The sequence below is a fragment of the Citrobacter sp. RHB35-C21 genome (genome assembly GCF_013816515.1).
In the GTDB taxonomy this organism is placed as follows: domain Bacteria; phylum Pseudomonadota; class Gammaproteobacteria; order Enterobacterales; family Enterobacteriaceae; genus Citrobacter; species Citrobacter braakii.
The window spans coordinates 3804715-3828557 of the sequence record NZ_CP057147.1 but is presented as its reverse complement, the minus strand read 5'-3'; the positions used below and the strand labels follow the sequence as shown (position 1 = coordinate 3828557).

General features: G+C 54.9%; 22 protein-coding genes. 5 read left to right on the top strand and 17 right to left on the bottom strand.

The window, feature by feature from the left end; genetic code table 11:
* Positions 1-111: 111 nt before the first annotated feature.
* The 10 genes from ybaK to HVZ39_RS18645 all read right to left on the bottom strand — a co-directional run bounded on the left by ybaK (position 112) and on the right by HVZ39_RS18645 (position 11705).
* Positions 112-591 carry a Cys-tRNA(Pro)/Cys-tRNA(Cys) deacylase YbaK gene (gene ybaK, locus HVZ39_RS18690; RefSeq protein WP_016152092.1) on the bottom strand — a complete coding sequence of 160 codons (480 nt, stop codon included), beginning with the start codon at positions 589-591 and terminating at the stop codon, positions 112-114.
* Between the two features lie 200 nt (positions 592-791).
* Complete coding sequence (locus HVZ39_RS18685; protein ID WP_046276076.1) at positions 792-1586, bottom strand: TraB/GumN family protein; 795 nt, start codon at positions 1584-1586, stop codon at positions 792-794.
* Between the two features lie 202 nt (positions 1587-1788).
* Positions 1789-4290: a copper-exporting P-type ATPase CopA gene (gene copA, locus HVZ39_RS18680; RefSeq protein ID WP_049042603.1), complete on the bottom strand. Its 2502-nt coding sequence runs from the start codon at positions 4288-4290 to the stop codon at positions 1789-1791.
* Positions 4291-4436: 146 nt separating this feature from the next.
* The gene (locus tag HVZ39_RS18675) at positions 4437-5207 is read right to left on the bottom strand and encodes a heme ABC transporter ATP-binding protein (protein WP_181632826.1); all 771 of its coding nucleotides are present in this window, start codon (positions 5205-5207) and stop codon (positions 4437-4439) included.
* Entirely contained in the window at positions 5204-6196 is a 993-nt protein-coding gene (locus HVZ39_RS18670) for an iron ABC transporter permease (RefSeq protein WP_207388536.1), read from the bottom strand. The genes HVZ39_RS18675 and HVZ39_RS18670 overlap by 4 nt, the downstream gene beginning before the upstream one ends.
* A gap of 51 nt (positions 6197-6247) precedes the next feature.
* The gene (chuY, locus tag HVZ39_RS18665) at positions 6248-6871 is read right to left on the bottom strand and encodes an anaerobilin reductase (RefSeq protein WP_016152097.1); all 624 of its coding nucleotides are present in this window, start codon (positions 6869-6871) and stop codon (positions 6248-6250) included.
* Positions 6871-7365, bottom strand: coding sequence for a heme utilization cystosolic carrier protein HutX (hutX, locus tag HVZ39_RS18660; RefSeq protein WP_016155886.1), 495 nt, complete (start codon positions 7363-7365; stop codon positions 6871-6873). The genes chuY and hutX overlap by 1 nt, the downstream gene beginning before the upstream one ends.
* A gap of 3 nt (positions 7366-7368) precedes the next feature.
* The gene (gene hutW / locus HVZ39_RS18655) at positions 7369-8715 is read right to left on the bottom strand and encodes a heme anaerobic degradation radical SAM methyltransferase ChuW/HutW (RefSeq protein ID WP_181632825.1); all 1347 of its coding nucleotides are present in this window, start codon (positions 8713-8715) and stop codon (positions 7369-7371) included.
* 18 nt (positions 8716-8733) lie between these two features.
* Positions 8734-9558 (bottom strand): ABC transporter substrate-binding protein, encoded by an 825-nt coding sequence (locus HVZ39_RS18650; protein ID WP_016152100.1) that lies wholly within the window; start codon positions 9556-9558, stop codon positions 8734-8736.
* 2 nt (positions 9559-9560) lie between these two features.
* A complete protein-coding gene (locus tag HVZ39_RS18645) occupies positions 9561-11705 on the bottom strand; it encodes a TonB-dependent receptor (protein ID WP_181632824.1) in 2145 nt (714 codons plus the stop codon).
* 290 nt (positions 11706-11995) lie between these two features.
* On the opposite strand from HVZ39_RS18645, the gene cueR reads away from it, so the two are divergent.
* On the top strand, positions 11996-12406 hold the full coding sequence (gene cueR, locus HVZ39_RS18640) for a Cu(I)-responsive transcriptional regulator (protein WP_029139441.1): 411 nt from the start codon (positions 11996-11998) through the stop codon (positions 12404-12406).
* On the opposite strand, the gene HVZ39_RS18635 is transcribed toward cueR, so the two are convergent.
* Genes HVZ39_RS18635 through HVZ39_RS18620 form a run of 4 tightly spaced genes read right to left on the bottom strand, consistent with a single transcriptional unit; the run spans position 12403 to position 16625 of the window.
* Positions 12403-13119: a DUF3142 domain-containing protein gene (locus tag HVZ39_RS18635; protein WP_047358025.1), complete on the bottom strand. Its 717-nt coding sequence runs from the start codon at positions 13117-13119 to the stop codon at positions 12403-12405. The genes cueR and HVZ39_RS18635 overlap by 4 nt on opposite strands.
* Complete coding sequence (locus tag HVZ39_RS18630) at positions 13089-15233, bottom strand: hypothetical protein (protein ID WP_181632823.1); 2145 nt, start codon at positions 15231-15233, stop codon at positions 13089-13091. Before HVZ39_RS18630 ends, HVZ39_RS18635 begins: the two co-directional genes overlap by 31 nt.
* Before the next feature lie 19 nt (positions 15234-15252).
* On the bottom strand, positions 15253-15711 hold the full coding sequence (locus HVZ39_RS18625; protein ID WP_016152105.1) for an NfeD family protein: 459 nt from the start codon (positions 15709-15711) through the stop codon (positions 15253-15255).
* Positions 15708-16625, bottom strand: coding sequence for an SPFH domain-containing protein (locus tag HVZ39_RS18620; RefSeq protein ID WP_016152106.1), 918 nt, complete (start codon positions 16623-16625; stop codon positions 15708-15710). Before HVZ39_RS18620 ends, HVZ39_RS18625 begins: the two co-directional genes overlap by 4 nt.
* Positions 16626-16759: 134 nt before the next feature.
* Here HVZ39_RS18620 and fetA point away from each other — a divergent pair, with 134 nt between their 5' ends.
* Together fetA and fetB are read left to right on the top strand one after the other, a co-directional pair.
* A complete protein-coding gene (fetA, locus tag HVZ39_RS18615; RefSeq protein ID WP_019076194.1) occupies positions 16760-17437 on the top strand; it encodes an iron ABC transporter ATP-binding protein FetA in 678 nt (225 codons plus the stop codon).
* Entirely contained in the window at positions 17424-18203 is a 780-nt protein-coding gene (gene fetB / locus HVZ39_RS18610) for an iron export ABC transporter permease subunit FetB (RefSeq protein WP_181632822.1), read from the top strand. The genes fetA and fetB overlap by 14 nt, the downstream gene beginning before the upstream one ends.
* 78 nt (positions 18204-18281) lie before the next feature.
* On the opposite strand, the gene HVZ39_RS18605 is transcribed toward fetB, so the two are convergent.
* Genes HVZ39_RS18605 through tesA form a run of 3 tightly spaced genes read right to left on the bottom strand, consistent with a single transcriptional unit; the run spans position 18282 to position 20620 of the window.
* Positions 18282-19136 carry a co-chaperone YbbN gene (locus tag HVZ39_RS18605; RefSeq protein WP_016152110.1) on the bottom strand — a complete coding sequence of 285 codons (855 nt, stop codon included), beginning with the start codon at positions 19134-19136 and terminating at the stop codon, positions 18282-18284.
* A gap of 58 nt (positions 19137-19194) precedes the next feature.
* Positions 19195-19965, bottom strand: a complete 771-nt coding sequence (locus tag HVZ39_RS18600) for an SDR family oxidoreductase (RefSeq protein WP_094760906.1) — start codon at positions 19963-19965, stop codon at positions 19195-19197.
* Positions 19966-19993: 28 nt separating this feature from the next.
* The gene (gene tesA / locus HVZ39_RS18595) at positions 19994-20620 is read right to left on the bottom strand and encodes a multifunctional acyl-CoA thioesterase I/protease I/lysophospholipase L1 (protein WP_181632821.1); all 627 of its coding nucleotides are present in this window, start codon (positions 20618-20620) and stop codon (positions 19994-19996) included.
* On the opposite strand from tesA, the gene ybbA reads away from it, so the two are divergent.
* Positions 20588-21274 carry a putative ABC transporter ATP-binding protein YbbA gene (ybbA, locus tag HVZ39_RS18590; RefSeq protein ID WP_016155897.1) on the top strand — a complete coding sequence of 229 codons (687 nt, stop codon included), beginning with the start codon at positions 20588-20590 and terminating at the stop codon, positions 21272-21274. The two genes, tesA and ybbA, sit on opposite strands and share 33 nt — an antisense overlap.
* Complete coding sequence (gene ybbP, locus HVZ39_RS18585) at positions 21271-23685, top strand: putative ABC transporter permease subunit YbbP (RefSeq protein ID WP_181632820.1); 2415 nt, start codon at positions 21271-21273, stop codon at positions 23683-23685. Before ybbA ends, ybbP begins: the two co-directional genes overlap by 4 nt.
* Positions 23686-23843: the final 158 nt, after the last annotated feature.

The following is a 23843-nucleotide window of genomic DNA, read 5'->3' as shown; positions in this document are numbered from 1 at the left end:
TTTGGCGTTACTGTGCACGGTATGAAACATATCTTTCAGCGTAAGGTGAGAGTCGTAGAAAGACCCTACGTTATAGTAGGCGCAATCGCCGTATCACCGGGCAAAAGACAATTAATCACGGCGTGCGATATCGGCGAATTTCGCATCCAGAATTTTCGCCAGATCGCCCGCTGCCAGTTCAATATCCAGCCCGCGTTTACCGCCGGACACATAAATGGTGTCAAACGTCTGGGCGGGAGCGTCGATGAGCGTTGGCAATCTTTTTTTCTGCCCCAGCGGGCTGATGCCGCCTACCAGATACCCGGTGGTTCGCTGCGCGATCATCGGATCGGCCATATCGACCTTTTTGGCTCCCAACGCCCTGGCGACTTTTTTGAGATCCAGTTGACCGGCTACCGGCGTAACGGCAACCGCCAGGTGCTTCATATCGCCATTCACGGCAACCAGTAGCGTTTTGTAGACCTGGTCCGCATTCAGACCTAACTTGCGTACCACTTCGTCACCAAAGTTCGTCTCGGACGGATCGTGATCGTAGGTGTGGATCTGGAAAGAAATTTTGTTTTTTTCGAGTAATTTAACGGCGGGTGTCATAGCAATTTTCCTGGCCCAGACAAAATACGACACAAGCATACGCCTGATGTCTGTCTAAAAAATAGTACCATCTTGCGCAATAGTGTTGGCAGGATGATGACTTTGAGCGACAATCGAACTACACCGATGCTTTAAGCGTCGGGATCATAATAATGATGAAATTCCTCTTTGACGGGCCAATAGCAATATTGGCCATTTTTTTACCGTAACATCTCCGGCAAATTTCCTTCTCCATACAAATGCAGCGCGCCAACGGCTACAACATAGTGACCGGCGGGCATCGCCCTGAGTCGATCGCGCCAGGCCGCATTACGCTGATGCATCAAAACGTCATACAGCGACTGGCTAAAAGTATTGGGTAGAGTGAGTTCGCTATTGCGTGGCGGCGTTTTAAGCCACCAGCCCATCATCTGTTGTAGCAGTCTGGCATTGGTATGCCAGTGCGTCAGGGTATCGTCCAGCAGAGCCAGTCCGTTATCGGGTAACTGACATAACAGCTCGATTTGGCTGGATGCGCCTTCCAGCTCGATTATGGGTTTATGCACCTGTTTTGCCGCATTCAGTAGTTGGTAATCAATGCCGTATTCCGCCCGTAACCCCAACTGCTGCGCCTGCGTTGCCTGCAAGACCATGGCGATTTGCCACAGCGGCTGGGTAGACAGCAGGGAAGAGGAAATACCCAGCTCGTCGGTGACTTTGTGCAGATTATCTAGCAGCTCTGGGCTGATGCGCTCTTCCAGTGCGGCAAAGGTCGGAAGGTTGGCAAACGGCGCGTCGTCGCCGGAAACATCGGCTTCGACAATGAGCGCATCGGCACGCTGGAGCTTTTTGAGTAATTTGGCAGGCAGAGGCGCCATATCGCGGCTGCCCATGTGAATACTGCCAATCAGATGAAAATGGCGGTTTCCGGGCAAGGAGATGTCGATGGCAGGCCAGGTATAGTGGTTGCCGCGTAGCGCGGTGAAAAATGATTTTACCCGGTACAACAGATCCATACGGCCTCCCTAAGTAGACTTCCATGCTAGCGCGTGGTCCTGGAAGGTGCAAATACACTTCATCATTCCCTCAGCCTCTTTGTTGGCAGCGTGCAAAAACCCCAGTCACATAGTTGGCCATGCTCCTGGGGTTTTTATACTTGCCGCCTTAATGCAACGCGAATGATTTGGGGCTCCGTTCAGAGCGCCATCCGGTAAAGGCTTACTCTTTAGGTTTGAAGCGCAGCAGTCGGTTAGCGTTGCTCACCACGGTAATGGAGGAGAGCGCCATCGCCGCCCCGGCAACGACCGGGTTGAGCAGCGTTCCGGTGAACGGCCACAAAATCCCGGCGGCAACGGGGATACCGATGCTGTTATAGATAAACGCGCCGAGCAGGTTCTGCTTCATATTGCGCAGCGTTGCCCGGGAGATAGACAGCGCATCGGCAACGCCCATCAGGCTATGGCGCATCAGCGTAATCGCGGCGGTTTCAATCGCCACATCGCTGCCGCCACCCATGGCAATCCCTACGTCAGCCTGAGCCAGCGCAGGCGCATCGTTGATACCGTCACCGACCATGGCAACCTGACGCCCCTGGCTCTGCAGACGTTTAATCGCCTCGGCTTTACCGTCCGGCAGAACGCCAGCAATCACCTCATCAATACCCGCCTCTTTGGCAATGGCGTTGGCGGTCGTTGGGTTGTCGCCGGTGAGCATCACCAGACGATACCCGGCGCGGTGCAGACGCTGGAGTGCTGCCACGCTGTCGCTACGCAGAGGATCACGTACCGCTAACAGCGCTGCCGCTTTACCGTCAATCGCTAACAGTACTGGGGTTGAGCCTTGGGAAGCCTGAGCGGTGATTTCAGCCTCCATTTCAGTGGTATCTACCTGCTGTTCATTGAGCAGCGCCTGGTTTCCCAGCAGCAGCGAATGACCTTCCGTTTCGCCACTGACGCCTAAACCGCGCAGCGTACGGAAACCGTTGACCTGCGGCAGCGTGACATCACCTGCTTTGTCCAGAATCGCCCTGGCTAACGGGTGGCTGGAACCCTGTTCAAGGGCCGCTGCCAGACGAATTGCCAGCGCTTCGTCGGTATTGCCAAACGTTTTGATGGCGACAACCTGTGGTTTGCCTTCAGTTAGCGTCCCGGTTTTATCAAACACGATGGTATCGAGCGTGCTGGCGCGCTGCAGCGCATCGGCATCACGTACCAGCACCCCAAATTCAGCGGCACGCCCAACGCCGGAAATAATCGACATCGGCGTTGCCAGACCCAGCGCACAAGGGCAGGCAATAATCAGGACGGTGGTGGCGATTACCAGCGTATAGACAATCTGCGGCGCCGGTCCAAAGAAATACCAGATAGCCGCACTGACCAGCGCAATGGCGACCACGACCGGAACGAACACCGAGGAGATGCGGTCGGCCAGTTTGCCAATTTCCGGTTTGCTGCTTTGCGCCTGGCGCACCATACGAATAATGCGCGACAGCGTGGTGTGACTGCCAACAGCGTTGGCGCGGAACAGCACGCTACCGTCCTGTACGACCGTACCGGCGTGGACGCTATCGCCTGCGCCTTTTTGCTGTGGAATCGGCTCCCCGGTCAGCATGGCCTCATCCAGCCAGGCTTCACCCTGAGTGATTTCGCCATCAACCGGAACGCGGTCACCGGTGGTCAGGCGCAGCAACATTCCAGCCTGCACCTCTGCCAGCGGCACGTTCTTTTCACCTTCGTCAGTGACGACGCGTGCGGTCGGCGGTGTCAGATCGAGCAGTTTTTCCAGTGCTTTAGACGAGCGTTGGCGAGCCCGCGCTTCCAGCATGTGTCCGAGGTTAATCAGACCGATAATCATGGCACTGGCTTCATAATAGAGGTGTCGTGCCTCCATCGGGAACCATTGCGGCCAGAGGTTGACGCTCATGGAATAGAGCCATGCCACCCCCGTACCCAGCGCCACCAACGTATCCATGGTCGCGGTGCCGTTCATCAGGCTTTTCCACGCATTGCGGTAAAAGTGACCGCCCGCGAAAACCATCACGGCAAGCGTTGCCAGACCAATCATCAGCCACAGGCTGCGGTTGTCGTCGCTCACCATCATGTTGTCGCCAATCATGCCCCATACCATGACCGGGATACCCAGGAGCAGCGCGACGGCTGCCTGCCAGCGAAAACGTTTCATGGTTGCCACGGCAGTTTCTTGCTGACGCTCGCGACGCTTAGCATCATCTTCAATCGCTTCTGCGCCGTAGCCCGCTTTTTCAACCGCCTGTACTAAATCTGCGGCGGAGGCACTGCCCATTACCAGCGCAGTGCGTTCCGCCAGGTTTACCCGTGCCTGCGTGACGCCCGGTACACTTTGCAATGCATTTTGTACGCGGGTCACACAACTGGCGCAGCTCATGCCGTTTAACAGCAACTGTTGGCTGTCATCATCAGCCGTAGCTGCCGGAAGCTCGGAAGGGACCGCTGCCAGTGCTTCCGACGGGATTGATGACTCCGTCAGCGGTTTAGCCTTTGGGTGGCTTAACTCCGCGCCGTAACCGGCTTGTTTAATGGTTTCAATCAGCGCTTCTGCGCTGGCGCTCCCGGTAACATGCGCTTCTGTCACGGTGACATCCGCTTGCTCAACGTCCGGACGTTGTTCCAGACTTTCTTTAACGCGTTTTACGCAGTGACCACAGGACAGGCCGTCCAGGGTTAGATCGATTGTTTGAGACATAACCAACTCCTTTTTTGCAGGATTAACTGACTGTGATAAAGGTTAAACCTTCCAGCAAGGGGAAGGTCAAGGGCGTTTTTAGAAAAGGTGAAAAAAGGGTGTAAAGGGAGAAAAACGGGAACGCCATGTCAGGGGTTCCCGGTCTGTTATTGATTGAGGACGATAATCGGCGTTCGATGCTCCGGTTCATTTATGACCGTGAGATCGGCACCGTACAGCGCGTTCAGCGACCGTTGCTTCAGAACATCCTGCGGATATCCGTTATCAACTATCCTGCCGCGTTCCATCAATACCACACGGTCGGCATAGCGCGCCGCGAGGTTGAGATCGTGCAGGACGCAGCAGACGTTAAACTGTCGTTCACGCACCAGACGACGTAGCAGACGAAAAAGGTGCTGCTGGTGGTGAATATCCAGCGCGGAGGTGGGTTCATCAAGAAACAACCATTTCGGCCCAGGCTCGGGCTCCCAAAGCTGAACCAGCAGGCGCGCCAGTTGTACCCGCTGTTGTTCTCCTCCCGACAGATGCCGGTAATCGCGTGCGGCCAGCGTCTGGCAATCACACAATGCCATGATGTACTCCGTTTCATCGCCCGTGTTGCGCGTACGATACGGATGTCTGCCCATGCGAATGACCTCCTGAACGCTAAACGGGAAGGCCATATGACTATTCTGGCGCATCACGGCACGGGTTTTTGCCAGTTCGGTGATTGACCACTTGTCCAGCGGCTTGCCAAACATGCTACAACGCCCACTGTGGGGCTGCAGATATCCCGTAAGCTGGCGTAGCAGCGTCGATTTCCCGGCTCCGTTCGGGCCAAGAATCGCGATGATCTCTCCATCAGGTAGCGTCAGGGAAACTTCGTCGGTCAGTCGTCTTCCCTGAATGTGGTAGACCAGATTTTCAGCGACGATCATGACACCCTCCGGCTACGCAGTATTAACCACAGGAAATACGGTCCACCGATCAGGCTGGTTAACAGGCCAACGGGCATTTCGGCTGGCTGAACAAGTGTGCGGGCCAACGTGTCGGCAATCAGGAGTAAACAGGCACCGGCCAGCGTAGAGCAGGGAATCAACCAGCGATGATCGGCACCGGTCGTCATTCTGATCAGATGTGGGATCACCAGGCCAATAAAACCAATTACGCCGCTGACGGAAACCGCAGCGCCAACCAGGAGCGAACTGAGCAACAGTAACTGCTGACGCTTACGTTTGACGTTTACGCCGAGGTAATGCGCCTCTTCATCACCCAACTGCAGTAAATTAAGCGTTCCCGCCATGCAGACGGTTACAACAATGGCTGGAAGAACAAACGTGCTGGCAACCAACAGCGTTGGCCACTGGGCCTGGCCGAGATTTCCCATCATCCACAATGTAAGTTGACGTAGCTGCTGCTCGTCGCCCACATAGCTCAGTACGCCAATAGCCGAACCGCACAGGGCATTGATAGCGATACCGGCTAACAGCAGTTGCATCATTCCACCGTGGTTATGACGCTGGCTTATCAGGAAAATAATCGTGCAGACCACCATGCTGCCTGCGACGGCAAAAATCATCTGCTCATACAGCACCAGCACTACGGGGAACGAAAATGGGATAACTATCGCGATGCCGACCATCAGCGCGGAGCCGCTGCTGACGCCAAGCAGGCCAGGATCGGCCATCGGATTGCGAAAAAGTCCCTGCATGATGACCCCTGCCGTCGCCAGCGCAGCACCGACCAAAACGGCCAGCAGCACGCGAGGCAGGCGGATGTTTAACCAGATATCACGGTATTCGTCGTTGAACAGAGCGCTGAAGCTAATGTTCAGCGCCCCCTGGCTGGCACCGAAGAGCATCAGAGCAACCAGCAAAAGAGAAAGACCCGTCAGGATGCTGACGGAAGAAAGCGAGTCCTTAAGCACGTAACGCTCCATAACGTCTTTGCGGCGCGGAGTTCCCGCGCCGTGAGGGGTTTACGCGGGTTTCAGTCCCGGCTCAACCAAACTGTAAATCTGGTTATTAAGTGCTGGCGCAGTGGCCAGTTCGTGAATATGCTTCGCAACATCTGCACGCATTACAAAGCCGTGACACTCCTGAGCCTGTATTCGTTGTGCCTGGCCGGTGGCTGCACCGTTCAGCAAACCGCCGGGGCGGAGAATGGCGTAGTCCAGTCGACTGGTTTGTAGCCAGCTTTCAGCCAACGATTTTTCCCGTACAGCCTGACCAAATGCGGCCTTTGCGCGTGAAGAAAGAAAAGGCCAACTGTCACCGCAGCCGAGTGAGGTCACCAGAATCATGCGCTTGATCTCCGCTTTTTCTGCTTCATCAATGACGGTTCTGTGCGCCAGATAATCCTGGGCGCCGCCCATGGAGGAGATCACCGTGGCATGTTGACCCGCTGCGCGACAGGCACAGGCGGTGACCTGACTATCGCAGGCGTCGCCGATGAAGACCTGCACACCTTTTTCCTGCAACCCAGCAGCGACCTGTGCGTTGCGAACGACGGCAATCACCGGACGTTGTTCCGCCAGTGCGAGTTCAAGCGTTTTCGCACCGACGCCGCTACCACCCGCACCAAAAATGAGCCATGGAGCCATCAGGCATGTTCCTTTAAAGATGAAGACAACGCGTGAAAGGCGCTGACCTGTTCGGCCAGTAACTGTCGATGCTCATCCCGACCGAGGAAAATTTTGAACATCGCGCTACCTGCTTGGTTAAAGAAGAGAATGGACGCGGTGTCCATTCCCATAAATTTGCGTTCAATCAGGGCAATATGCGTACAGTTTTCTGCCTTGATATGACCGGTCATGCCTTTTTTACCGCGCAGGTTGAAGTAGCCATGACGGTGGAATCCGGAAGGTAATTCACCGGTGAATTCCAGAATGACATCAGCAGTATGGACCAGGGTGGTGACTTTGCCCCATTCGCTGACGGTTTCCCAGACGGTATCAAATTGATCGCCGGAAACCAGCGTCGGGGAGGGGAGGTTTTTCACCACCTCCAGCAGCGTGGTGTTGTACTGGGCAGCGATAGCTTCCAGCGTACCGTCCGGTTCAGTTTTCAAAAAATCCTGTAAAGAGACATGGCTCATAATTCACTCCTGGTATGGTTGTTCTACCGCAATGCGCGGCGCGTTAAGTGCCTGAATAAGTTCATCAAGAGACTGCAAAATATTGCTCGCCCAAAAACGCCCTTCATTGGTCAGGCGCACACAGGTGCTGGCATCTCGCGTCAGTCCTGCGTGATGCCATTGGGTCAGTAGCGGGGTCAGTTTTTGTGCATGAGGAGTCAGTTCATCCAGCGGAACGCGGGCCGTTTCAATGCCCGCCTGGAGAGTGTGTCGCCACTGGAAACCACGCTCGGCGGTACGCATCATCATCATTAGCGGTTTTTTCCCGGCGGCGACAGATTCATGCCATGTCGTCAGATTGCGCTCGACCATCCAGGAATAGCCATTGACTGATCCCCCGGCGCCTGAGCCGAATGCCAGACAGTCCGCTCCCTGTTTAATCAGCAGGTTGTACAGATTGCGTTCACGCGTGGTACGCGCCCAGTGGCTGTTGCTGATGCAGCGCCAGCCCGCGCTGTCCATGAAATCGCAACCCTGAAGATAGAGATCGCGACGTTCGGCGGGAGAGGGAACGGTTGTGCGCCCGGTTTCAACTGCTTTGCCAAGCGGTGTATTGGGGATCAGGTTAAGCGCATAAAGATCTACGCCGTCGAGGCCGATGTCACGGGCAATCGCCAGATCGTCGCCCCACAGTTTTGCATCTTGTCCTGGCAGACCAAACAATAGATCGCATACCACGGCGGCACGATCCCGTTTTACCAGCCCCTGCATAAAGGCAATTGCGGTCGGGCCGTCCGAGGTGCGCGCCATTTTCTTGCGGATCCGGCTGTTAAAAGATTGAATACCGATCGAAAACCGATTGGCGCCAGCGTCAAGGCAGGCATCAATTCGCGCATCGTCAAAATTGAGCACTCGTCCCTCAATGGTAATTTCGCAGTCCGGCGCCAGCGGTAACTTTTCACGCAGCGCGGTGATGATTCTGCCCAGATCCCGTGCTGACAGCGCTGAAGGCGTACCGCCGCCAAAATAGACGGCGTGAATTGGGGCTGACTGATGTAACGCGCTATCGGCTTCCATCTCGATTTCGCGCAACAGCGCGTTGGTGTAGCGGGCGCAGTGATCTTCTTCGAACCGGTTTTGATAAAAACCGCAGAAAGTACAATGCGTTGCACAAAAAGGGATATGCAAGTACACCAGCCGTTTACGCGGCGGGGTGGGCTGGCTGATAACATCCTGCCAGGTTTGTGACAATAGCTCTTTGGCAATCGGGATCGCCCCGCGCCATGGCATTGTGGCGCGGCGATCCTTAAAGGGCTGACTTCCCTCAAGCGCAAAATGCGCGGTGAGATCCAGCGAGTGTTCAGTTTTCATTCTTTTTTATAAATCCAGTTAGTGAGGCCAGAATTGCTGGTGCAGGGCTTCAACCGCATCGGCGACGCGAGGCCCCATTCCCAGAATCAGCGCCTGGTCTACCGCCACAATGCGCTGATTTTTCCAGGCCGCAGTGTGGGTAATTCCGGCAATCGCGCTCAGACGAGCCAGATCGCCATCCACCATTTGCGACGTCACCACGATCACCTCCGGGTTGGCGGCGATCAGCGACTCCGCGCTGTAACTTTTATACTGCGCGTGGGTGGCGACATTTTGTGCGCCCGCAAGGGTCATAATGGCATCTGCAACGCTGCCCTTGCCGGCGACCTGCGGCGCGCTGCCGCCAGCGGAGAGAATGAACATGGCTTTGACCGGCGCATTCTTCGCCGCCACGCTGTGCTGAACACGATCCAGACGTTGATGCAGGCGATTGACCAGCGCTTCACCTTGTTCAGGAATGCGCAGCGTTTGAGCCAGCTCCCGAATGTTGGCGTACATCTGCTCGACGGTGGCCGGTACGCGCGGCAATGTAACGACGTTAACTTTCTGCGCCCGGAGCTGATCCAAAACGATTTGAGGGCCTGCATCCTGCCAGGTGATAAAGCTGTCCGGGTGCAGCGATAAAATGCCCTCGCTGCTTAACTGCTTCCAGTAGCCGATATGCGGGAGTGCGGCAGTTTCAGGTGGGTATGAGGTGGTTTCATCGACGCCAACCACCCGGTTGCCGACGCCCATGGCGTAAATCAGTTCGCTAAGCGAACCGCCCGCCACCACCAGGCGGTCAGCGGACTGGGCGCTGAAAACACAGGCGAGGCTCAGTAAGCCAATCATGAGTTTTTTCATCGTCAGAAATTCCACGCAAAGCCAACAGCGGCATTGAAACCAGCGTCTGGGATAGATTCATGCGCGGTTCTGTAACGCTTGTCGGTCAGGTTGTTGAGCGCGAGGTTGACCTGATACTGGTCCTGCGGACCAAACTCGGTGTTGAATGCGAGGTTAAGCGTGGCCCAGCCTGGGTAGTTTATTTCCGTGGTGCCGGTATTATCTTTGGCGCGGGACGCCGCGCGAATAAAGACATCGGACGTCACGTTAGCGACATTCATCAACCAGGTATGTTTCAGGCCAACGCGCCCGGTCAGCGTGGGTTCGCCGGTATCCCAGGTTTTTATGGCGTTGCCTTCGTATTGACGGCGAATGAGATTACCGCTCAGGTAGGGGGAAACCGCCCAGCCGTTGTATTCTGCGGTTAATTCCATGCCCCAGGTTTTGGCACGATCGATGTTGTCGTAGTAGTAATAGCCGCCGCGGGAAGAGGTGGTGTTGCCGTTGCAAACGGGTTGGCCTGAACAGGCCAGACTGGCGATATAGTCTTTGGCTTCAGAGTAATAAATGGCGCCGTCAATCAGCCACATATTCCCTTTATACCGCGCGCCCAACTCATAGTTATTCGAGTGTTCAGCCTTCAGGTTTGGGTTGCCGTAGGTAACGCTGCCGCCGGCGGATGTCTGCATGAACAACTGAGTAAGCGTGGGGAAGACATAGCCCTGGGCGTATGCAGCCCGGAGTTCAAGATCTTCAAAGCCGGAATAGCGCAGGCTGGTCGAGGTCACCAGTTCATCATCGTGAACGGAATTTCCCCCGGTGGATTGCCAAGTGGTGCCGCTGCTTTGGATGGTTTGCGTATCGTTGCGATTGAGTTTCGAAGACAGCCAGTACTGGCGTGCGCCCACGGTCCACGTCCAGTCATCAGCAAAGCGCCAGTCGTTTTGCGCGAACAGTGAGGTGTTGCTTTGTTCCGCTTCGTTATATGACAGGGTACGGGTTTGCGTATCGAAGAAGCCGGTAGCCGCGGTCTGGCGCGTACTGCCGTCCGTGTCCTGTTTTATTTTGTCATGCTGATACTGAGTGCCAATCACCAGCGTGTTGTTAGCCGGAAGGGAGATATTGCCCTGCAGCGTTACACCCTGGGTATATTGTTTGTCGTTGGTATTGGTTTGATTGCTTACCGTCAGCGCTTTAATCATCGGGCTGGGGATAATCTGGGTCGTTTTGACCCGGTTTTCAAATTTGCGCTCTATTGTCTGGGTGTATGCGTCAAAATGGATGTTCTTCAGGTAATCCCCGTCGGCCGCGTAGTCGTAGAAAAGACCGATTTTCTCGCGTTCCAGCTTAGGAATTTTGACACTAAAGTCGTCGAACTGACCTTCGGGATCGTCAAACCAGGTTTGAGTGGATAGCTTATAACGGTCGAGTGAGAGCCCAATTTTGTGGCGATCGAGGTTGTAACCAAGCCACACTCCCTGACCGTTATTACGAAAGTTGGTGTCGGGCAATCTTCCGTCAGGTGTATCGCGATCCCCCTGGTCGGAATAGCTGCCATTGATGCGATAGTCAAAGTTACCGATGCTTCCCCAGGCTGCCGCTGACTCTTCCCATCCTGCCGTTGCGGAGTTATAAACAGCCTTAACGCTACCACCCAGAGGCTTATCGCCGCCTTTTTTGGTTATAAAGTTCACGACGCCGCCAATTGCCTGCGAACCATAGAGGACAGAATAAGGGCCTTTGACCACTTCAATGCGTTCCAGCGCGGATTCGTCAATCAGTAAACCAGCTCCGTAGTTTTGTCCGGCACGTTGGTAGCTGACGACCTGGCCGTCTATCAAAATCAGCACCCGCGAAGAAGCTTCGCCACGGATACGAATTTGTTTCCGACCTGCGAGAGCGTTATCGGTAACTTCGACGCCGGGGATATCTTGTAAATCATCAGCAAGAGAAACGCTGGTGGAATTTTGTAGCGTCTGGCGATCGATAACCTGAATGGTTGCCGGGCTATCCCAGAGACTACTTTCTGTGCGGTTAGCCGTAACGATCACCGTATCTTCGTCGGACGTTGAACCGTGTGTTGGAGAGGTCGCTGCAAAAGTAGCGCCGGACATGCATAATGTCAGGGCTGAAAGAATAAATGGCCTTTGGTTAATCCGTGGCAACATAAGAGAACCTTTATTGAATGTAAATGATCATCATTATCATTCGCGTTTGTATATAAAATTGTTTCCCTTTGTTCAAGATGAAAGGTGCAGAACCAATGCATCTTTTGATTTGAGTCAATTTTGCGTGGTCAATAAATGCTGAAATGTGATCTGAATCGGATATAACAATGTGAATTAAAAGGATTTGTGCATCGCTGTGATGGTGGAAGATGCGCGGGGTTCTTGGGTAAAGGATTACGGCAATGTGGGCTATAATGTGGCTCAGTACCAACAAGATCAGCGGGGGAAATGTGAATATTAGCGATGTTGCGAAAAAAACCGGTTTAACCAGCAAAGCGATACGCTTTTACGAAGAAAAGGGGTTAGTGACGCCGCCGCTGCGTAGCGAAAATGGCTATCGCACATACAACCAACAGCATCTGAATGAGCTTACGCTGTTACGACAGGCACGACAGGTTGGTTTTAACCTGGAAGAGTGCGGCGAGTTGGTGAACCTGTTTAACGATCCGGCGCGTCACAGCGCAGATGTGAAAAAGCGTACGTTAGAAAAGGTGGCGGACATTGAGCGCCATATCAGCGAGCTGCAGGCTATGCGCTTGCATTTGTTGGCGCTGGCGGAGAGTTGCCCTGGCGATGACAGCGCCGAATGCCCGATTATTGATAATCTCTCCGGCTGCTGCCACCATAAAGCGAAGGCTTAACGAAGTGGCGGATTAAGCATAAACACCACCGTGCCGCGGTACCACGGTGATTTCTCAAGTTGCGCTTCAGCCTGCGGGTCCCGGCTACCGTTTTGTACCAGCCCCAGCTTAAATGGAATGCGCAGACGACTGAGGGCGGGCAGATACGCCTGATAATTCGGTACCGTGTGACGTCCCTGATAACTCTGGACCACCAGTTCATCGACCGCCAGCGCGTTCAGCGTGGCGACGTCGCCCGTTTTTGCCCAATCCAGTAGTCCGGTTACGCCAAGTGCAAACTCGGTCGGTAGCCGTTGGCGTAACTGCTGCAGAAAGTAGGCGTAATCGGCAAGCTGATGGGTCGCCGCGTCAAAATCAACCTGCAGGCCGATGACGTGATTCCCGGCCGCCTGCCAGCGTTGCATCAAGCGTATGATGCGCGCCGGGATCTCCTCCGGTACGTCGAGTGTGGTAAAGCGCACGGTCAACCAGATAGAGGGGAAAGTCAGGCGATTAACCGGCAGTCCGAGACGCTGGAACACCACGTTACCTGAACGAACCAGGACTTCGCCCTGATGCAGATAGACTGTTTGTGCGTTTTTCAGCTCGTCACTGGCCTTCACTCCGGACCATAGCCAGAAGGCCGGATGTTCACGGGCGGCGACGATCTCCGCCGCCTGCGCCTGGCCGAGTAGCAGCGCAGTTACCAGTAGTATTTGAGTTTTTGCGCCCACGGACTTCCCGGATACTGCGTTTTCAGTTGGGTGAACCAGCCTTTACGCTGTAGTTTATCTACTTCCTCACCGCCGCACTCGTTAGAGCCTGACGGCGCATAGCACATGATGGCGCGATACAGCGCAAAGCTCTTATCTTCAACCTCTGCTTTTGGCGATGTGATCACCTGCTGGTAGTAGCTTTGCCTGTCGAACTGGCCGAACGGTTTCTTGCGCGAGATTGCTGATTCAAGCACATCGTTGCCGGAACTGTTTTTCCATAAATCAACGTGGGTTTGCGTAGTGCGGAAAAATTCGCCTAAGCAGTTCAGGGCGTGGGCATCATGCGCTTGTTTGCTCAGAACTGTTACCGTTTCATTGAGGCTGCGACAGGTATAACCGCTCTCGGCAGAGTCTCCGTTCCAGTCGAAAATACTCAGATTAACGTCATCAAACGCTTCGCCAATGACCGGCGGCGTAATGGCGCTGGCCAGTTTTCTGTCATTCAGCCAGTCGTCAAAGCGATGCTCAGTGAGATCCCGCACCAGCAGCGTATGCAGGGCGATGGTACGCTCTTCGTTATTAGGACCGTGGACGGCTTGCTGGCGCAGTAGTTCAGGCGTGGCCTGGGTTTTCAGCACCTGCGAGCGAAAGCGCAGGTTGGTTACTGCGCTTTCTGGGGCGAAAATTGCCGCCACGTCGCCGCTATAAACCAGCGTCGCGGCTAGCTTAGCCTGCACATACTGCTGCTGTTCGTTGTCCTGGCTGAGCTTCAGCAATGTCTGCCAGAAATCACGTGCCGTGGTCCATTTCTGCTGGCCCATCAGCGCTTCGCCGTACAGCACCTGTTCGCTGAAGGCCAGCGTATCGTGGGCCGGAAGTTTCTGCGCCGGAGTAACTGCCGAACTAATCGCCGCGTAGTTGCCCGTTGCCAGCCACAGATTCAGCTGCAGATCGCGCCATAGCGGCAGTTTTTGGTTCTGCTCAAACACCGGTTTGCTGGCGTCAAGCTGGGCCTGCGTCAGCGTTGGTTTGTTGTTGTTATTCAGGCGCAACGCGCGCAGCAGTTCGATATAGCTGACAAGCGGCGCATCGGGGAAAGCCTCCACCACGGACTGTTCGTAGAACGTCATGCCGTAGATATTATCGTATTCGATGACGATCTCACGCAGTTGCTGTGCGTCAGCCGACTGCTGGAGCGTCTGCTCATACAGCCCCGCCAATTGCGGCCACGCCTGTAAATACCAGTTGATACGACGCAGCATACCGTGCGAGGAAGCGGCGTACAGGCCTTGCGGGTAGTGTTGCAGATAGGCTTGCGCCAGCGTCTGAGCCTGAGAAGCGTCCTCGCGGTTAATTTTTGTGATATCAAAATCGCCGTACTCGCCCACGCTGTTCTGGCTGCTTTTGTTCAACGCCGCACGTATCAGCATGTATTGCGCCGTCTCAGCCAGCCACGGACGATCGCTTTTGGCTAGCTGAGCGAAATCCTGTTCGGCGCTGGCATAATCACCGGCATAAAAACTGGCGGCCGCTGCCAGATAGCTTTTGTAGGACTGAGCTGGAGAATCTGCCGGGAGAGTGGCAAGCGATGACTCAATCTGCTCGCGGGTTGCCCCGGATAACAGTCCTGTACGCGCCTGGGCCAGGGCCTGACGCTGATTTGCCGTTAACGTTGAGTCGGCCAGCAGTGCGGCAAAAAACGCGCTGACGCTCGCGGTATTGTTCGAAACATGACGGTTCTCAAGCTCAGCGTCGTTGACGTTTATTTCGTCTGCGCTAATGTTCAGTTCGGCTATCTGTCGGGACAGGGGGCTGTCTTCAGCAGATACCTGCGCTGCGGCTGGCGGCGGGGCAATGTCATCCCACTGCGGATGATACGCAAAATAGAAATCGCGGGAGCGGGTGATGTCCGCCGGCATCGACTGCACCGGCAGAGCAAATGATTTCTCCTGGCTCAGCAGCCGCAGCAGGTTATCACGGCTGTCGTTTTCCGGATTGAAGGTGGGCGTGCCTTTCAGCAGGCAGCTGTCGTCGCTCCATTTGCAGTCTTCCATATCGAAAGAGGCGAATACCTGCGGGGCGGCGACCAATAATGAGCAAAGGGCAAAGGCAAGGGGTGTCTTCCTGACCATAGTCTTATTTCCTGTCTTTTTAGTGTGATACCGCTGTAATAATCAGGGTAATTCCCTCAACGGCAATAACTTCAACCTGCGTTCCGGCGCTCAAATCGTCGCGGGCGCTGACGGGCCATGAGCTGTCGCCGACGCGCATATGTCCGCGGCCATTGACCAGGGCAGTTTCCAGAATAAATCGACGGCCAACCAACTGTTGCCCGCGCTGGTTAAGATGGCTGTCGGCGGGTTTCTGATCTTGTACACGCCTTGCCAGCCACTTCCACCACAGCCAGGCCGCCAGCAGGGTGAGTACGGCGAACATCGCCCCCTGCCACGCCCAGTCAAGCGGGATAAGCCACACCACCAGGCCGGTAATCACCGCCGCCACGCCGCTCCACAGCAGATAGCCGTTACCGCCCAGCATCTCGGCGGCGAGTAGCAGACCGCCGAGGCTGAGCCAGAAGATGTGCGGGTGCACCAGAATCATCGCTATCATGATTTTTTCCGTTCGCTGGCGCTGTCTTTCACCAGTTCGGCGATCCCGGCAATAGACCCCATCAGGCTGCTGGCATCCAGCGGCATCATCACCACTTTGCTGTTATTCGACGAACCGATGTGCTGCAGCGCTTCGGTGTATTTCTGCGCCACGAAGTAGTTCACGGCCTGAATATCCCCGGCGGCAATGGCCTCCGAAACCATCTGCGTCGCGCGGGCCTCGGCTTCTGCGGAACGTTCACGCGCTTCAGCCTGTAAAAATGCCGACTGGCGTTCACCTTCCGCTTTGAGGATTTTCGACTGCTTCTCACCTTCGGCCTTGACGATTTCTGCCTGACGGATCCCTTCCGCTTCAAGAATATAGGCGCGCTTGGTGCGTTCGGCTTTCATCTGCGCATTCATGGCGTCGATAAGTTCTGCTGGGGGACGCACATCGCGGATTTCAATACGGGTGATTTTAATGCCCCAGGGATTCGTGGCCTCATCAACGATATGCAGCAGGCGCGTGTTGATGTTGTCACGCTGGGAGAGCATTTCATCGAGTTCCATCGAGCCGAGAACGGTACGAATGTTGGTCATGGTCAGGTTGATGATCGCCAGTTCCAGGTTGCTGACCTCATAAGCCGCTTTTGGCGCGTCGATCACCTGAATAAAGCAGACGGCATCGATCGCGACGTTGGCGTTGTCTTTGGAGATGACTTCCTGAGAGGGGATATCAAGCACCTGTTCCATCATGTTGATCTTACGACCGATGCGGTCCATGAACGGTACAACAAGGTTTAAACCCGGTTGCAGGGTTTTGGTGTAACGGCCAAAACGCTCGACCGTCCACTGATATCCCTGCGGGACGATTTTGACGCCAGCACCGACGATGACCAGCGCGACAAAAATGAGAATAGGAATAAAAATGAGCATTGATGAAACCTCCTGTTGTGTTGTCCTTTACTGCCTCATTAGTCAAATTATACCCGATTTATCAGGGGGGGCTCCCCTATAATAAATTACAGGGATAGACTGTCTGCACGAAAGAGGTAAAAAAGGGATTGGTAATGGAAGAAAGCAGCATTCTGCTTCAGTTAAAAAATGTCGCATGGCAGGCAGGGGCGACGCAGGTTCTCAATAACATCTGTTTTAATCTCCGGGCCGGAGAATTTAAGCTGATTACCGGCCAGTCTGGTTGCGGTAAAAGTACGTTACTCAAGATAGTGGCGTCATTAATTAGCCCGACTGCCGGTGAAATTCTCTTTGAGGGCAAGGAGATAAACACTCTTAAGCCTGAAACATATCGCCAGCAGGTCTCTTATTGTGCGCAAACGCCCGCGTTGTTTGGTGACACCGTTTACGACAACCTCATTTTCCCCTGGCAAATCCGCGATAAACGTCCGGATCCGGATGTGTTTCTTGCCGATCTGGCCCGTTTTGAGCTACCCGAAACGATCCTCAAAAAAAACATCAATGAGCTGTCTGGCGGCGAAAAGCAACGCGTCTCGTTAATTCGTAATTTACAGTTTCTGCCAAAAATCCTACTGCTTGATGAAATTACCAGCGCGCTGGATGAAGCCAATAAACGGAATGTGAACGAATTAATTCACCACTATGTTCGCGATAAGAATATTGCTGTGCTGTGGGTGACGCACGACAAAGATGAAATTAATCATGCGGATAATGTCATAACCCTTCAACCGCATGCCGGGGAAATGCAGGAAGTCAGCAATGAACGAGCATAATATTACCAATGAATCACTGGCGTTAGCGATGATGCTGGTGGTGGTCGCGATACTGATCAGCAACAAAGAAAAACTGGCGCTGGAAAAAGATATTCTCTGGAGCGTTTGCCGGGCGGTGGTTCAGCTTATTATCGTTGGTTATGTGCTGAAATATATTTTCGGCGTTAACCACAGCGTTCTGACCTTATTGATGGTGCTGTTTATCTGTTTCAACGCGGCTTATAACGCGCAAAAGCGCAGTAAATATATTGATAAAGCTTTTCTCTCGTCATTTATCGCCATCACGGCGGGGGCGGGGTTAACGCTGGCGGTGCTGGTTCTGTCAGGCTCTATCGAGTTTACCCCAATGCAGGTGATCCCAATTTCCGGCATGATTGCAGGCAATGCGATGGTTGCGGTAGGGCTGTGTTACAACAATCTGGGGCAGCGGTTTAACAGCGAACAGCAGCAAATTCAGGAAAAACTCAGCCTCGGTGCGACGCCGAAAGTGGCCTCCGCGCCGCTGATTCGCGACAGTATTCGCGCTTCGCTTATCCCGACGATCGATTCAGCGAAGACCGTGGGACTGGTGAGTTTACCGGGGATGATGTCCGGGTTGATCTTTGCAGGTATTGATCCGGTAAAAGCGATTAAGTATCAGATTATGGTGACGTTTATGCTGCTTTCGACCGCCAGTCTGTCAACCATTATCGCCTGCTACCTGACCTATCGGAAGTTCTATAATTCACGTCACCAACTGGTGGTGACGCATTTGAAAAAAACCTAATGGAGTACCGGATGGCGCGGGCCTACGGGGAGATTGTAGGCCCGATTAGCACAAGCGCCATCAGGCACATGCAGCGGATTAGTACAACAGCGCGTACAGCTGGCGGCGGTATTTCGAGGCCAGCGCATCGCCGGTACCCAGTGCGGCAAGGATCTCCTGGAAGGTTTTACGCGCCTGACCGTCGGCTGCAGTGAGATCTTTCTTCAGGTGACTGAACAGCAATTCCAGCGATTCCTCGTTACGTCCGACCTGGTGTAACTGAATGGCCAGTTGAGTTGCCAGCGCCGCATCCTGTGGATTGCTGGCGACCTGCTGCTGCAACTGTTGGATTTCAGGTGTATCAGCCGCCTGCTTCAGCAGTTCGATCTGTGCCACCAGGCCCTGATAACGGGTGTCCTGATCCTGCAATGGGATAGTTTTCAGCACCGCTTCAGCTTCGTCTGAACGGTTCAGGGCGATTTGCGTTTCCGCCAACAGCAGGCCAATTTCGCTGCTCTGATTGGAGATCTGCCAGGCTTCTTTCAGCAGCGGCAGCGCATCAGCGTGATTGCCGGCTTCGATGAACTCGATCGCCTGGCGCGCTTTCAGCTCTTCCTCGCTCGGTAACACTTTCTCCAGCAGCGCGCGAATAACTTCTTCCGGCTGCGGGCCCTGGAATCCATCTACCGGCTGACCGTTCTGGAACAGATAAACCGTGGGGATCGCGCGCAGACCAAACTGGGAGGCGATCATCTGCTCGGCGTCGCAGTCTAACTTGGCGAGAATAAACTGACCGTTGTACTGAGCAACAAGGCTCTCCAGTACCGGCGTTAATTGCAGACAATGCTGGCTGCGCTCAGACCAAAAATAGAACAGGACCGGCGTGGTCATCGACTGTTCAAGGGTCTGCTGGAGGTTCGATTCGTTAATGTTAACAATATTCTGTGTGGACATGGAGTTACTCTCTTTTGTCGATTTCTTGTTACATGGGGGCTGACGCGCGTGCTTCAACTCAACCGTGTAAAATTTTGTCCATTATGCGGCCTGGCAACAGGCGCTTCAGTAGCATAACTGCCCAGGTCACCAGCGTAACCGGATAACGCAGCTTTGGTTTGTCGCTCTCAAACGCATGACGCACTTTGGCGACAACCGCTTGTGGCCCCAGCGTAAAACGCGCGGCAATTCCGGGGTTTTCCACGGGAGCATCGCTCTGGGTCTGGTTGACGTTTTCGGTAAAGCGGGTGCGAATAGGGCCAGGCTCAATCAGGCTGACCTTAATCCCGCTGTGGCGCAGCTCCATACGCAGCGCGTCGGACCAGGCTTCCAGCGCATATTTGCTGGCGGCATAGGCCCCGCGCCCCGGCGTTGAGATCAATCCCATTACCGACGAGGTCATCACAATTCGTCCTTCGCCGTGGGGTAGCATGGCAGGTAACAGGCGCATGGTAAGCTGATGTGCGCCAAAGAAGTTGGCGGAAAACTGCTGTTCCATCTGCTCGCGGCTGATGGTGGGCAGTGGGCCATAGACGCCGTATCCGGCGTTGTTAAAGATCCCATACAAACGATTATCGGTCAGGGCGATCACCGCATCAGCCGCGCGATCTACGCTCTCGGGTGAATCCAGATCCAGCAATATGCCGGTGAATCCCATGCTGTTCATACGCGCCACATCGTCAGGTTTGCGACAGCCTGCCAGAATTTGAAAACCCTGGCGCTTTAGCTCAAGCGCGCTTTCCAGACCGATTCCGCTGGAACATCCTGTTATTAAGACCGATTTTTGCATAACTTTACCTGTCAGGATCTCCGTTGTTTTACGAGTCGTGATTTACTAGAGGAGTGAGATGTTGCGCCATCCAGTCGGCAATAAACGGCTGGGCGTCACGGTTAGGATGAATACCATCATCCTGCATCCACTGGGGTTTCAGATAAACCTCTTCCATAAAAAAGGGCAGCAGAGGTATATCAAACTCTTTGGCGAGTTTTGGATAAATCGCGCTAAAGCTTTCATTATAACGGCGACCGTAGTTTGCCGGCAGACGAATTTGCATCAGCAGCGGTTCGGCATTTGCTGCTTTCACATCCTGCAGAATCGTGCGCAGGGTTTGTTCGGTTTGCGCAGGCGCAAAACCGCGCAGACCGTCGTTGCCGCCAAGTTCGACCAGCACCCAGCGCGGCTGGTGCTGCTTCAGTAATGCAGGCAGACGGGCCAGACCCTGCTGCGAGGTGTCGCCGCTAATACTGGCATTCACCACCGGCGTTTTGGTATGCCATTTATCATTAAGTAGCGCAGGCCATGCGGCGCTGGCGGACATACGGTATCCGGCGCTCAGGCTGTCACCCAGAATTAATAACGTGTCCGCTGCGGCGGCGCGGAAAGTTAACAGGACCAGGAACAGGAAAGGCCAATGCCAGCGGAAAACATTGTTGAAGTTCATCATCTTAAGAAATCCGTCGGTCAGGGTGATCATGAGCTATCCATCCTTACCGGAGTTGAACTGGTTGTCAAACGCGCCGAGACCATTGCGCTGATTGGCGAGTCGGGTTCAGGAAAATCCACACTGCTGGCGATCCTCGCCGGGCTGGACGATGGCTCCAGCGGTGAAGTCAGCCTGGTGGGGCAGGCGCTGCACACCATGGATGAAGAAGCCCGGGCACAGCTGCGGGCGCGACACGTGGGTTTTGTCTTCCAGTCATTCATGTTAATTCCGACCCTTAACGCGCTGGAAAACGTCGAGTTGCCCGCGTTGTTGCGCGGCGAAAACAGCGGAAAAAGTCGCGACGGGGCAAAAACGTTGCTGGAGCAACTGGGGCTGGGAAAACGTCTTGATCATCTTCCGGCCCAGCTTTCCGGCGGGGAGCAGCAGCGCGTGGCGCTGGCGCGGGCGTTTAACGGTCGCCCTGACGTGCTGTTTGCCGATGAACCGACGGGCAATCTGGACCGCCAGACCGGAGACAAAATCGCCGACCTGCTGTTTTCTCTGAACCGGGAACATGGCACCACCCTGATTCTGGTGACCCATGATTCTCAACTGGCGGCGCGTTGCGATCGGCGTTTACGCCTGGTGAACGGACAGTTGCAGGAGGAGGCATGATTGCACGCTGGTTCTGGCGCGAATGGCGCTCGCCTTCATTACTGATTGTCTGGCTGGCGCTGAGCCTGGCCGTGGCCTGCGTGCTGGCGCTGGGCAATATCAGCGATCGTATGGAAAAAGGGCTGAGCCAGCAAAGCCGTGAGTTTATGGCGGGAGATCGGTCGCTACAAAGTTCGCGTACCGTGCCGAAAGCGTGGATTGACGAGGCGCGACAGCGTGGCCTGAAAGTGGGCGAACAGCTGACCTTTGCCACTATGACCTTTGCCCGGGATACGCCGCAGTTGGCGAACGTCAAAGCGGTGGATGATGTGTATCCGATGTATGGCACGTTGCAAACCAATCCGCCGGGACTGAAACCTCAGCCAGGCTCGGTGCTGCTGGCTCCGCGTCTGATGTCGTTGCTGAACTTAAAAATCGGTGATTCCATCGACGTTGGCGATGCCACGCTGCGCATCGCCGGGGAAGTGGTGCAGGAGCCGGACGCCGGTTTTAATCCGTTCCAAATAGCGCCGCGCCTGATGATGAACATGGCGGATGTCGAAAAAACGGCGGCGGTCCAGCCGGGGAGCCGTGTGACCTGGCGCTATAAATTTGGCGGGACACCGCAGCAACTGGAAGCCTATGAAAAATGGCTGCTCCCGCAGTTAAAGCCTGAACAGCGCTGGTATGGGCTGGAGCAGGATGAAGGGGCGCTGGGGAAATCACTGGAGCGTTCGCAACAGTTCCTGCTGCTGTCGGCGCTGCTAACCCTGCTGCTGGCGGTCGCTGCGGTTGCCGTGGCGATGAGCCATTACTGCCGCAGTCGTTACGATCTGGTGGCTATTCTGAAAACCCTTGGCGCGGGCAGAGCACAGTTGCGCAGGCTAATTGTTGGTCAATGGCTGATGGTGCTGGTGCTGTCTGGCGTGACCGGAGGGTTATTCGGGCTGTTGTTTGAACGCGTGCTGGTGGTATTACTTAAGCCGGTACTGCCCGGCGAACTGCCGCCTGCCAGTCCCTGGCCGTGGCTATGGGCATTAGGCACCATGACGGTCATTTCTCTGCTGGTGGGGTTACGCCCTTACCGTTTGCTGCTGGCGACTCAGCCACTGCGGGTACTGCGTCGTGACGTGGTGGCAAACGTCTGGCCGCTGAAGTTTTATTTGCCGGTGGTATTGATAGTCGTGATTGCCCTGCTCGCCGGACTGATGGGCGGAAGCCCGCTGCTGTGGGCCGTGCTGGCCGGAGCGGTAGTGCTGGCGCTTTTGTGCGGGGTGCTCGGCTGGATGCTGCTCAACGTGCTGCGTGGCCTGACGCTCACCTCGCTGCCGCTGCGTTTAGCTGTCAGTCGGCTGTTGCGCCAGCCGTGGTCAACGCTCAGTCAGCTGTCGGCATTTTCGCTTTCCTTTATGTTGCTGGCGCTGCTGCTGGTACTGCGTGGCGACCTGCTCGACCGCTGGCAGCAGCAAATGCCGCCGGAAAGCCCGAACTATTTTCTCATCAACATTGCCACCGAACAGGTGGTTCCACTCAAGGCTTTCCTGGCTGAGCATCAGGTGATCCCGGAATCGTTCTATCCGATTGTGCGGGCGCGTCTGACGGCGATCAATGAGAAGCCGACCGAAGGCAATCACGATGAGGCGCTGAACCGTGAGCTTAATCTGACCTGGCAGGATACCCGACCGGATCATAACCCGATCGTTGCCGGAAGCTGGCCGCCAAAAGCGGGCGAAGTCTCGATGGAAGAGGGGCTGGCGAAACGGCTGAACGTCAAGCTTGGCGATCGGGTGACCTTTATGGGCGATACCCAGGATTTCAGCGCCACGGTTAGCAGTCTGCGCAAAGTGGACTGGGAAAGCCTGCGCCCCAACTTCTTCTTTATCTTTCCCTCCGGCGCGCTGGACGCTCAGCCGCAAAGCTGGTTAACCAGCTTTCGCTGGGAGAACGGCAACGGCATGCTGACGCAGCTTAACCGCGAATTCCCGACTATCAGCCTGCTGGATATTGGTGCAATCCTCAAACAGGTGAGCCAGGTGCTGGAGCAGGTGAGCCGGGCACTGGAGGTGATGGTGGTGCTGGTTACCGCTTGCGGTATGTTGCTGCTATTGGCGCAGGTCCAGGTCGGAATGCGTCAGCGTCATCAGGAACTGGTGGTCTGGCGCACGCTGGGCGCGGGTAAGAAGCTGCTGCGTACCACGCTATGGTGCGAGTTTGCCATGCTCGGGATGGTCGCCGGACTGGTGGCTGCCATCGGTGCGGAAACCGCACTGGCGGTGCTGCAAACCCGAGTGTTTGATTTTCCGTGGGAGCCCGACTGGCGACTGTGGGTCGTGTTGCCGCTTTGTGGGGCATTGTTGCTCTCGCTATGCGGCGGATGGCTCGGTTCACGTCTGCTAAAAGGCAAAGCGCTGTTCCGTCAATTCAGTAGTTAATTCATATTCGTGATGATTACGCACCGGTTTTTTAAATCGGTGCGTTTTTTTATCTATGTAGCACAAATTGATAACTCATTGATATTTAACAGCACAGAACAATAAAAACCCGACAACACGAGTGTATTAATAAACGTTAATATTTGTATGCTGAATAA

Coding starts and splice junctions, on each gene's coding strand:
- hutX (WP_016155886.1), bottom strand. CDS start 7,365: ATGAGCCATGTCTCTTTACAGGATTTTTTGAAAACTGAACCGGACGGT.
- HVZ39_RS18685 (WP_046276076.1), bottom strand. CDS start 1,586: ATGGATCTGTTGTACCGGGTAAAATCATTTTTCACCGCGCTACGCGGC.
- ybbA (WP_016155897.1), top strand. CDS start 20,588: ATGCCAGCGGAAAACATTGTTGAAGTTCATCATCTTAAGAAATCCGTC.
- HVZ39_RS18600 (WP_094760906.1), bottom strand. CDS start 19,965: ATGCAAAAATCGGTCTTAATAACAGGATGTTCCAGCGGAATCGGTCTG.
- ybbP (WP_181632820.1), top strand. CDS start 21,271: ATGATTGCACGCTGGTTCTGGCGCGAATGGCGCTCGCCTTCATTACTG.
- HVZ39_RS18625 (WP_016152105.1), bottom strand. CDS start 15,711: ATGATAGCGATGATTCTGGTGCACCCGCACATCTTCTGGCTCAGCCTC.
- HVZ39_RS18630 (WP_181632823.1), bottom strand. CDS start 15,233: ATGGTCAGGAAGACACCCCTTGCCTTTGCCCTTTGCTCATTATTGGTC.
- fetA (WP_019076194.1), top strand. CDS start 16,760: ATGGAAGAAAGCAGCATTCTGCTTCAGTTAAAAAATGTCGCATGGCAG.
- HVZ39_RS18675 (WP_181632826.1), bottom strand. CDS start 5,207: ATGATCGTCGCTGAAAATCTGGTCTACCACATTCAGGGAAGACGACTG.
- tesA (WP_181632821.1), bottom strand. CDS start 20,620: ATGATGAACTTCAACAATGTTTTCCGCTGGCATTGGCCTTTCCTGTTC.
- HVZ39_RS18605 (WP_016152110.1), bottom strand. CDS start 19,136: ATGTCCACACAGAATATTGTTAACATTAACGAATCGAACCTCCAGCAG.
- HVZ39_RS18620 (WP_016152106.1), bottom strand. CDS start 16,625: ATGCTCATTTTTATTCCTATTCTCATTTTTGTCGCGCTGGTCATCGTC.
- chuY (WP_016152097.1), bottom strand. CDS start 6,871: ATGGCTCCATGGCTCATTTTTGGTGCGGGTGGTAGCGGCGTCGGTGCG.
- HVZ39_RS18650 (WP_016152100.1), bottom strand. CDS start 9,558: ATGAAAAAACTCATGATTGGCTTACTGAGCCTCGCCTGTGTTTTCAGC.
- HVZ39_RS18645 (WP_181632824.1), bottom strand. CDS start 11,705: ATGTTGCCACGGATTAACCAAAGGCCATTTATTCTTTCAGCCCTGACA.
- ybaK (WP_016152092.1), bottom strand. CDS start 591: ATGACACCCGCCGTTAAATTACTCGAAAAAAACAAAATTTCTTTCCAG.
- fetB (WP_181632822.1), top strand. CDS start 17,424: ATGAACGAGCATAATATTACCAATGAATCACTGGCGTTAGCGATGATG.
- copA (WP_049042603.1), bottom strand. CDS start 4,290: ATGTCTCAAACAATCGATCTAACCCTGGACGGCCTGTCCTGTGGTCAC.
- hutW (WP_181632825.1), bottom strand. CDS start 8,715: ATGAAAACTGAACACTCGCTGGATCTCACCGCGCATTTTGCGCTTGAG.